The 9,449-nt window shown below is 56.2% G+C and carries 7 protein-coding genes and 5 pseudogenes; 5 read left to right on the forward strand and 7 right to left on the reverse strand.

The features are described 5' to 3' along the window. Nucleotides 1–85: 85 nt before the first annotated feature. A pseudogene (locus ACQUQ0_RS17255) lies at nt 86–256 on the reverse strand (IS5/IS1182 family transposase); the annotation flags it as partial. A gap of 429 nt (nt 257–685) precedes the next feature. Next, nucleotides 686–1,720: an alcohol dehydrogenase catalytic domain-containing protein gene (locus tag ACQUQ0_RS17260; RefSeq protein ID WP_435186970.1), complete on the reverse strand. Its 1,035-nt coding sequence runs from the start codon at nt 1,718–1,720 to the stop codon at nt 686–688. 123 nt (nt 1,721–1,843) lie between these two features. Between ACQUQ0_RS17260 and ACQUQ0_RS17265 the strand changes: the two genes are divergently transcribed. After that, complete coding sequence (locus ACQUQ0_RS17265) at nt 1,844–2,008, forward strand: hypothetical protein (RefSeq protein ID WP_435186972.1); 165 nt, start codon at nt 1,844–1,846, stop codon at nt 2,006–2,008. A 303-nt stretch (nt 2,009–2,311) separates the two neighbouring features. After that, a pseudogene (locus ACQUQ0_RS17270) lies at nt 2,312–3,124 on the forward strand (transposase); the annotation flags it as partial. A gap of 168 nt (nt 3,125–3,292) precedes the next feature. Here the strand turns inward: ACQUQ0_RS17270 and ACQUQ0_RS17275 are convergent. Genes ACQUQ0_RS17275 through ACQUQ0_RS17285 form a run of 3 tightly spaced genes read right to left on the reverse strand, consistent with a single transcriptional unit; the run spans nt 3,293 to nt 5,572 of the window. Next, complete coding sequence (locus tag ACQUQ0_RS17275) at nt 3,293–4,450, reverse strand: ISH3 family transposase (protein ID WP_435186979.1); 1,158 nt, start codon at nt 4,448–4,450, stop codon at nt 3,293–3,295. Then, nucleotides 4,420–5,139 (reverse strand): IS630 family transposase, encoded by a 720-nt coding sequence (locus tag ACQUQ0_RS17280; protein WP_435186980.1) that lies wholly within the window; start codon nt 5,137–5,139, stop codon nt 4,420–4,422. Before ACQUQ0_RS17280 ends, ACQUQ0_RS17275 begins: the two co-directional genes overlap by 31 nt. Continuing rightward, entirely contained in the window at nt 5,120–5,572 is a 453-nt protein-coding gene (locus tag ACQUQ0_RS17285; protein WP_435186974.1) for a helix-turn-helix domain-containing protein, read from the reverse strand. The genes ACQUQ0_RS17280 and ACQUQ0_RS17285 overlap by 20 nt, the downstream gene beginning before the upstream one ends. A gap of 190 nt (nt 5,573–5,762) precedes the next feature. Between ACQUQ0_RS17285 and ACQUQ0_RS17290 the strand changes: the two are divergent. Next, nucleotides 5,763–5,960 (forward strand): annotated as a pseudogene (locus tag ACQUQ0_RS17290) (transposase); the annotation flags it as partial. 215 nt (nt 5,961–6,175) lie between these two features. Here ACQUQ0_RS17290 and ACQUQ0_RS17295 read toward each other — a convergent pair. Further along, the gene (locus tag ACQUQ0_RS17295) at nt 6,176–7,168 is read right to left on the reverse strand and encodes an IS110 family transposase (RefSeq protein ID WP_435186975.1); all 993 of its coding nucleotides are present in this window, start codon (nt 7,166–7,168) and stop codon (nt 6,176–6,178) included. Between the two features lie 1,207 nt (nt 7,169–8,375). On the opposite strand from ACQUQ0_RS17295, the pseudogene ACQUQ0_RS17300 reads away from it, so the two are divergent. Continuing rightward, a pseudogene (locus ACQUQ0_RS17300) lies at nt 8,376–8,561 on the forward strand (IS4 family transposase); the annotation flags it as partial. A gap of 23 nt (nt 8,562–8,584) precedes the next feature. Beyond that, complete coding sequence (locus ACQUQ0_RS17305; RefSeq protein WP_435186977.1) at nt 8,585–9,034, forward strand: helix-turn-helix domain-containing protein; 450 nt, start codon at nt 8,585–8,587, stop codon at nt 9,032–9,034. Here ACQUQ0_RS17305 and ACQUQ0_RS17310 read toward each other — a convergent pair. Further along, nucleotides 9,031–9,315 (reverse strand): annotated as a pseudogene (locus ACQUQ0_RS17310) (IS4 family transposase); the annotation flags it as partial. The gene ACQUQ0_RS17305 and the pseudogene ACQUQ0_RS17310 overlap by 4 nt on opposite strands. Nucleotides 9,316–9,449 lie beyond the last annotated feature (134 nt).

Raw genomic sequence — 9,449 nt, forward strand, 5'->3', positions numbered from 1 at the left:
CCACGTACGCGCTTCTGACGGCGTGAGACTACAAACAATCGACCCTACCCCGGCGCTGTCTTGCGTTCAACAAGGCATCTAATGTTCAGAGTGCCTTGTCGATGTTGTGAGTGAGACAGCCGACAACGAGTTCACGGAATTGCTTCCACCAGAGTCGTGAGCGGACGAGTGCGCCATATTTCCGTTTAATGCAAGAGTTTACCGTTTCATTCTGACTACGTTGACCGTAGAGGTCGGCGTCCAACCGGGAGTTCCACGTTCGGTTCCCCGAGGGGTATATTGAACCGGAGCATACACACCCCTCGGCTATGCCGTCATAATCGTCGACGGGACGATGCAGATCCACGGCCATACGCTCACATCTGGCGACTACGCTTATGGTCACGCTCCATAGCACACTGGAATATCACAGTGACGACGCCGACTACGGCTGTCTCGTCTTCGCGTCCTTCGCGGGTGGAACGTCCTCCCACGACTGGGACAATGACCCGAACGAATAGAGTGTCAACCACGCGACCGTAGAGACGATGGACCTCCAACGTTATCGGGACTGGTCCTCAGCGACCCAGCGCTGGAAACTGTCGGTCCGTGGTAACAGACCATAGACAGTATCGGCGGCAACCGCTCTCTCTATTACTTGACTGGGAGCGGCGGAGTGACTTTCTCGCTGGTGACATTGTGGGTCTCACGTCGGAGTCATTGCCGCGCGTCCCAGGACATCGCCAGCACGGATTCGGTCGATGAGACCCTGTACGTCGTCCATCTCAACCACTTCGGTCACGATGGGTTCGATCGTTCCATCGGCGACGAGTTCCGCCGACCGGACGAACTCGTACTTCGAGCAGTACCGACTGCCGACTATTTCCGTCTCGTTGAACACCTGTGATCGTGGCGATACGTCTAGCGACCGACCCGGAAACGTAGTGAGATTGACCAGTCGCCCTCGCTGAGCGAGACGGTTCTCCGCTTCTGCTAGAAGTTCCATCGATCCGGTGAAATCGACGATCGCGTCGAAGGCAACGCCTTCGGTCGCCGCCGACAGTGAGTCACGACTCGTATCGACGGTCCGTTTCGCACCAAGTTCACGACATCGATCGAGCGCCGCCTGGTCGCGATCAACGGCCGCCACGTCCCCACCGAAGTACTGAACGATCTGAACGAGATGGATCCCGACACCACCCCCCGCGCCGAGGATCAACACCTCGTCCCCTGGAGTCACGTTCGCGCGCTGGTTCGCGACGTGGTACGACGTCGCAACGGCATCCGGAACGACCGTAGCGTCTATCGGGGCGATATCGTCGGGAAGGGTGAGCGCATTCGACGCAGGCAGTCGAACGTACTCGGCGAATCCGCCGTCGATATCAACGCTCACGTATCCGCCTAGACTCTCACAGAGCGATTCGTTGCCGCGTCGACAGTGCCCGCAGTGTCCACAGTTCAAATAAAAGTACGCGCCCACCGGCGTTCCGGGTTTCAGATGTGTAACGCCGGGCCCACACTCGCGAACCCGTCCGATAACTTCGTGCCCCGGGATCCGGGGCAGGGCACCTTCAGCGTCTCCGAGGTCACCGTTCATTATATGACCGACGGTGAGGCCGACACTCGTGGCTTCGACCTCGATCAGCACGTCGCCAGCACCCGGTTCAGGGATCGGTCGTTCGGCGGATTGCAGGTCACCGCCCCATCGCTCGATCTGCAGACAGTTCATAGTCTCTGGCATAGCGCATACACAGATTTGTTGAGTGATAAATTTTCCTGCCATTCTGCTTAGATCCGGAGGTAGTATGGTCCAATCGTCGGTGTATTCCTGATCAGTCCCGCTGCCGAGCTCCGCTCCTCTGCCGTGGATCCCGAACTCGGCCGTATCGTCTTCGGTGGACTGTTTCTCCTGATTATGCTCCTCTGGCCTCAGAGGCTTGGACGCTACCTCATGGACCGAATTGGCGGCGGTGAGCAACTTCTCGAGACGGATCACGACAGTCCTTCCGAGGGAGTTTCCGAAGACTGATGAACATAGTCACCTCAGACTGGTCGTATTCGCGCTTACCGTTTTGGAGGGTTCCATGCGTCCCGGTGATTACAACGTATGAGTCGGCGCGCCGTTAGATCGAAGTCGGCAACACCCAGAGCACAATCAAATGGTAGCAGGTCTCGAGTACCGTATCGAAATTTCAGTTAGCACTACTCTGAGAGGTACTGCTATCTCTATATAGCGACTGAAACGCATTTCACTGGCGTACTATAGATCCCCACACCCTAGTAGTGCCTGTCATAGAAAGCGTCACGTACGAAGTAGCAGGGTGCGGAAAGTGTGTCCAGCACAACCGCAACCCTGCAAGATGTAGCTTCAGTCAACGACTTCTTGAATGCGGCGGCAACCGAGACAGTACCGCCGTTTGAGTATCTTGAGTTCGAGTTTCTGCTGGAGTACGACGTGTTCGCCCCCGCTTCGAGGGGGCGAACACGAGTTCACAAACCACCAGACCTCTTTCGCGGATTTCTGCACTGCTACTACGAGGATGACTACGGCACGCGTCCGGTTACACGAGAACTCCAGCACGGCCTCGCCTGGTACTGCTGCGGACTCGACAAACCGCCATCCAGAGACACGATTGACCGCTTTCTCACTGACCTCGAACACGTTATTGACGATGTCTTCGACAGACTCGTCAAGCAGGCCGCCGCCCGCGGCCTGCTCGACTCAACGTACTCCATCGATTCGACCCACGTTGAAGCGATCCAACACAACGACGCTGCCTCGTGGAACTACGACCCAACAGCCGAGAAATACTACTACGGCTTTGGCTGTACACTCGTCTCAACTGGCGCAAAGATCCCGATCGCAGCGGAGTTCACACAAACCAAGCAAGCGGATCAGGAGACGGCGATGCGCGTCACGCGTGACGCGCTCGCCGTCGATACACCGGTTTGGATGCTTGGAGACAGCGCCTACGATATTCTCGACTGGCACGACCACCTGCTGGCCGCAGGGGTCGTGCCAGTCGCCCCGTACAACCCACGAAACACTGACGACCCGAAAGACATCGAGTACAGGGTCGAAGATCGGATCGAGGAACACAGCGAGGACGTGCAGCTGAATCAATCCATCTTCGGTAGTTCCCATCGTTCCTGATTGCTGACTCGATTTCTGGAGAGACATGAACGAGATCGGAGCGACCGATTCAATGAGTCGAACAAAGACGGCGATCTCACGCCAGTGAGAGGGCCGTCAGTCCAGCTACGAGGCGAAGCTGTCGCTCACACACAGGGCTACCGCTGGACGCGGGCAGCTTCAGCCCGCGTCCAGCTCGCTGTAGGTCGCCGGGATTCCGACACCGTTGGTTGGTGCTTCCCACTTCCGACCCAAGGTGTCGTCAAGAGTATGATCGACCCACTCCCGGAACACCTCGAAGCGGAACCAGACGGGGAGTGCTCGCCCGCCGCGTCGCGGCGTGGCGAGCACCCCCCATCGGACAATCAACCAGAGATTCCGCAACAGGAAGCTCACGAGGACGAACAACAACCGCACAACTGGATCAGTTGTACTTGTCCGCGCACGCGCTTCGCGCATCGTCCGGAACGCTGTCTCGATCGCTGAACGTTTCTCATAGAGGGATTCGACTTCTTTGGGCGTGCGATCGGTCAGATCGCACGCCACGTACGCTCGAACGAGCAGGCCGTGTTTGCCACGGTTCCCCTGTTGGTAGGAGACACAGACCGCGAGCGGGAAGCGCAGTTCCCGCTCGCTTCCCTCGTACATCACGTACTCCGTCCAGTAGGGGACCGTTGTGTCCAGTTTCTCGGCCATCTGTTCCCCACGGCGGATGACCGGCAGAGCGACTGGTGCCGTGGCATCCAGTCGCTCGATCGACGTACCGTTGTAGAATCCACGGTCGGCGAGGAGTCCAGCGACTTCGAACGGTAGGGTCGCGACGTGGTCGAGCAGTCGCTCGACCGCGTCGCTTGTTGGTTCGTCTCCACGGACGGGCGTGATGGCGACGACAAGTGGTTTAGCTCGACAGAGGACGAATCCGGCGAGGTAGCGATGGCACTTGCTGGTGCCATCGCGGGGTTTTGTGTGGCAGAGTTCACCAGCTTCGGCGTGGGGACAGCCGTGGTAGTGGATATCGACGAAGTCGAAGCAGATGATCCTCGGCGCCGGGCCGAGGATCATCGTTACTTGCTGAGCGAGCAGGTCGTTGACAGCGGCTTCGAGTTGGTCAGCTGGAATAGTGTGCAACTGCTCGAACGTGTAGTCGTCAGAGTACGTCTTCAGAGTGGTGTCGGTAACGACCTTGATCGACTTCTGATCGACGGCTGCTTGGGTGACTGTTTCCCAGATGATCCCGGAGTCGAAGACTGCGGCTTCGACTCCGGGGAGTGGAAGCTCCAACAGAAGGCTGACCGCTAAGTGTAGCTTCAACCCTCGACTTGCTGGTCGTCTTCGAATTCAATTTCGACCGGGTAGAGCCGACGTAGCTTGAGTCGTGCGTCATCGGTGGTGAACTGCCAATCGATGAGTCGGTCAGCCGAATTGCGATGCTCCTGCCACGCAGCGACCTCCGACCGGAGGATCGCTGCGTGGTAGACTCGTCGGTCGAGACACTTGCGTTTGAGCACACCCAGCTCGATTTCGGCCATGTTCAGCCAGCTCCCTTTCTTTGGGGTGTAGTGGAACTCGAATCGATCAATATACGCTTGCGCTTCATCTGGCGGGAAGAACTGATAGAAGCCGGCAGGGTTGTGCGTGTTGAGCTGATCGACCACCACCCGGATGCAGTCGGCATCCGGGTAGTGGTCATCCGCGAGTTCGACCATCCGGTCGATGAACTCGGTGGTACGTCGTCGCTCGGTGACTTCGACGTTCACCCACCCAGTCAACGGTTCCGTGGCGAGGTGAATCCGTTCTTTCCCGTTGCGTTTGTACCGGTGATCGACACGGGCGACCGCTCCCGGTCGCGCCGGGAGCGGGTCGCTCTCGTGGCCACGGAGTGCTTTACTGGATTCGTCGAAGCAGATGACTGGGCGTTTCTCGTCGTATGGTTCGTGGTAGAGATCGAGAACGTCCTCCATGTAGTAGACGAAGTCAGCATCGTTCTCGGATGGGATCGACCAGTAGTCAGAGAGATGCGGTTTCAGGGTGTTTTTTTAGACGCTGTCGGACGGTTTCGTGAGAGATCGACTCGAAGTCGATCTCGTCGAGGGTCACGAGTTCGTCGGCAAGGAGGTGTAGCGTCCAGCGAGCATGTCCTTCTGGGGGTTCGCTACAGGCGAGACGAATAAGATGGGCTTCGGCGTGGCCATCCATTTTGACTTCGTACTCGCGGTCGGGCTTGCGGCGATGAATCGCCGCGAGCCCTCGCTCAACGTACGCTTTGCGCGTGTTGGAGACCGTCTTGGGATGACAGCCGACGTGCTCACTGATCGCCGCATCAGTGAGACCGTCGTCAGCTTTCAGCAGAATCCGTGCTCGTGTGTTATCCTCGGCCTTGCGTTCACCGGTTGAAATGAACCACTCAAGCGTATTGCGGTCTTCCTCGGACAGCTCAACGACGTATTTCTTCGACCCCATTCCAGTAGAGACGCGCTCTGAGGAGATAAAGAGGTATATTCACGGTTGAAGCTACACTAAGCTTTCGAGGTCTGAAGCCGTAAGGACCGTGTCTAGGTGGTAGAGAAACCTTATGCACACCCATCCAGACGCTTTCTGAGAACCTAACTCTGTCAGTTGTGACTATCCACTGACCTGATGGGAACTACCGATCTTGGACGAGACGTACAACAACCGGACAGGAGCCGAACGAACCAACGATGCAGTCAAGGACTGCGGCCTCGGGCACGTCCGCGCCCGAGGCCGCGTCCACGCACGAATAGAAGTGTTCCTTGCACTGTGTCTCCGGATTGTCGTTGCAATCACCAACTACGAGCGAGGAAACGAACCGGGCTGTGAGAAACTATGAGATGGACCTACGAAAATCCTGCAACGAGAAATAGCGGGTGATTGATGATAATTATTGGGGTGAGCTTCAGCTCACCCAAATGTAGGCCAGCGAATCACCAGACAGCAGTGATTTCCGACCGGTTCGTTATCCGATAGGCTGGGGACTCGTGAATGCGGTAGCGGTTGCTGTGCGGACGGAAGGCGAACCCGTGCCTGAGCGATCTGTCGGATCGCTCAGGCACTCACCTCCGGTGGATCGTATGGTTCCTTACGCGTGAGCATATGGAAAATCGAGACCAACATCTTCCGAGCCGTTGCGACGATTGCGATCTGGTGGTTCTTCCGCTGTTTCAGCCGTGTGTAGAAATTCCCGAGGTACTCGTCACACCGGACAGCTATGCTGGCACACTGGACGAGGGCCCAGCGCAACGGCGCTGAGCCCTCTTTGCTGATGCTTCCACGCACCTCTCTGTCACCAGACTGGTGAACGACTGGATCAAGTCCAGCGTAACTCACGAGCTGTTTGTCCTCATCAAACCGCTCTACTTCACCGACCTCAGCGACGATGACAGCAGCAGTATACTGCCCAACACCAGGAATCGTCAGCAGCCGTTGGGCTGCTGGCGATTCCAGTACCTTCCGTTCGATCCTCTCCTCTATCTTCTCGATCTGCTCATCGTAGGCGTCAATCACCGAGAGGTGAGCCTCTAGGATCGCTCGATCAGCATCACTGAGAGAGAGTTCCGCCAGGAACTCTCGGCCAGTTGGGCCGAACAACTCGCTGTCGTAGGTGTTGTCGGTGCGTGTAAGGACAGCTCTGACGCGGTTTTTCTCAGCTGTCCGCTCTTCGACGAGTGATTTCCGCGTCCGGACGAGATCCCGCAGAACGCGGATCTCGTCCGGTGGGACGTAGCTCTCGGCGAGCATATCTGCCCGAATCATCTGGGCGAGCCGTTTCGCATCGACGCGGTCAGTCTTGACTGCCGCGTCGGCAATGATCCGGTTCTTTGATGGGTTAACGAGGGTAACGTCGAGATGCTCGTCGAGCATCTCGTAGATCGGGCGGTAGTTACCGGATGCTTCGATGGCAGCTTCACTGCCAGCGTATTCCTCGGCGAGTTCAGAGAGACGATCGTTTGGCAAGCGAATCTCGTCTTGCAGGTTGCCGTCGTCGTCCACGACGGCAACCTGCGAGTATCGTTTGTGGGTGTCGATTCCAAGGTACATTGAAGGCCTCCGTTGGGGCTGATCACGCGTGAATCAGAGAGACACCTATGCGTGCTCTGTGGCACAGTATTCTTCGTCCTATCACAGCGCTAAGACCAGTCATTCTAGCGTGCTTGTTGCACTAGTTCTCATTCGATCTCTGCCAACCCCTGTTGGTCTGATTCACGCGCCAGGGGCTTAGTTGCAGGATTTTCATAGAGTCATTCTATGACAGGCTCAGTATGTTTGAGATGTACTACTTGGTTCTACAATACATTATCTAGCACGAGATATATATCAGTATATTTGATTGGTATGTGCTAGATACAGACCTCAAAGCGTCTGTAACTGCGGAATGAGTCTGTTTATGATCATTGAATAACATTCACTATCTGGACCGAAAGCGTTCGGAAAACGTCGCCGCGTATCCGCGATCTTCCCACAGTGAGCCACCCGACACCTCATACTGTTTTATGAGCGAACAACCCGCATATGTAGGGGTGTATTTGCGCCGACAGTGACCGAAGAGACGACAGTTAATACCCAGATTGACCGTTCGAAATATGATCTCGATGGAAAGAAGTAGCGCTCAGGACCTCTGACTTCGTTGAGAGTCTCGTGTGACGACTGAGTTCGTCATGAAGCCAGTGAAAGTCGTCTATGTAAAGGCCACTACCCGATCTAACAGCCACGAACGAGACCCTGCTGTTGCCACTATATAATAGATGTACGTTTGTTAGACGGATCTCTCTTCTAAAGTATCTATCTTGTTCAATTATGTTTAATACTCTCTCGATATAGTACGGCGTATAACGCGGTAGAAAACCCGATATTGGATACAGAGACACTCTATACCGACAATCTGATTAGGTCGGAATTGTTGAATGCAGTTCAGCGAGTGACGTTTGGGCGTCATCGCTATCGTAACAATTGAATCGAGCTGTACACCGACTGCACTGCGGTCGGATGTGCCTCAGTTTTCACTTGCTACTGTGAGCCTTTCATAGAAGAGTTCACATAGTTTTCTGAATCAGCTCTAACGAATTGAAAACGCCGTACACTTGGTGCACGCTGTTCTTAGATGATCATAGGTATGGCGAAAGAGAAGTTCGGAGTCGCTGTTGACGAGGGAATCGTGCGAGAAGCATCCGTGTCCGGTTAAGCGGAGAAACCGACAGACAGCGCTCTGTTGACGAAGTTATCGTGGTAGACCGCGTGGGGAGAAAATGTGTTCAAGCAACTTTCCCCGGATCCCATACGACGGCGGTTGACTTCCCTGTTTCCCGCCGAGCTTATCGAAGACATCGCGCGCGAGCGCGATGTCGTCCAGCGTGACCGGAAGATCGACATCACGATGCTCGTCTGGACGCTGATCATGGGCTTCGCCGTCGAATGGTCTGCGAAAGAGTTGAGCCCTGAGAGCGCGTCTATCTCTTGATGAAGAGTAGTCGTCGAGGGCAGTTGGTGAAGCACTTGTCGGAAAAAAAACTCGAACAGGCAATCACAGACGCACAGAAGGCGGACGAGACCCGTCTCGTCCGGCGGCTCTGCTACATCAAGAATCTCTATCAGGGTGATACGCGCGAGGAGGCAGGCAAGCGCGTCGGGATCTCACGATCCACGACGCGCAGGTGGGCTCGCGCGTGGAATGACGGTGGTATCGACCAACTGCGTCCACGCTTCGGCGGCGGCAGGCCGCCGAAGCTTACCTCCGCACAATTCGGTGAGTTGTGTGAGATACTCGAAGAAGGCCAGCCGTGGACGCCACAGCAGATTCACGCGCTGATTGAAGACCGCTACGGCGTCACGTATCATCCTGCTCATCTCAGCCGGAAACTGCGTGCCGCTGGGATGAATTACGCAAAGCCACCATTCGTCTTTAGCTAAGACTCACACCTCGGTTGTGTAGCGGTAGCGAGTGTCTCTTGTAAGATCGGTCGTTGTTGGTGGATCTTCTGAGCGTCCTCGATCAGCCGCTCCAGCAGCGGCGGTGACGAGTAGCCGAGATACTCACCAAGTTCGTGGAGGATGAGCTGGGCGTGCGACCGGAAGGTCGCCGCCCAGCGTTCTGGTGGAAACACGATCTCGTCGTCAGCCTGCTCGGTGACCAGATCCAACAACTCACGACTCACCAGCAGTGACAGCAACGCCGCATACAGCAGCGCTCTTGGGTAAACGATTGTTGGTCAGATCTCAGCAGTAGCTGGAAGTCACAGCGGGCAAGAGTGACGCGACCGCGTCACCCGACGAACGATGTTCCCAGTCAAGACGTTCGTCTCGGAGCGTCGAGCCGCGAACCTGT

Source organism: Halobellus sp. EA9 (assembly GCF_051195055.1).
Classification (GTDB): domain Archaea; phylum Halobacteriota; class Halobacteria; order Halobacteriales; family Haloferacaceae; genus Haloquadratum; species Haloquadratum rubicundus.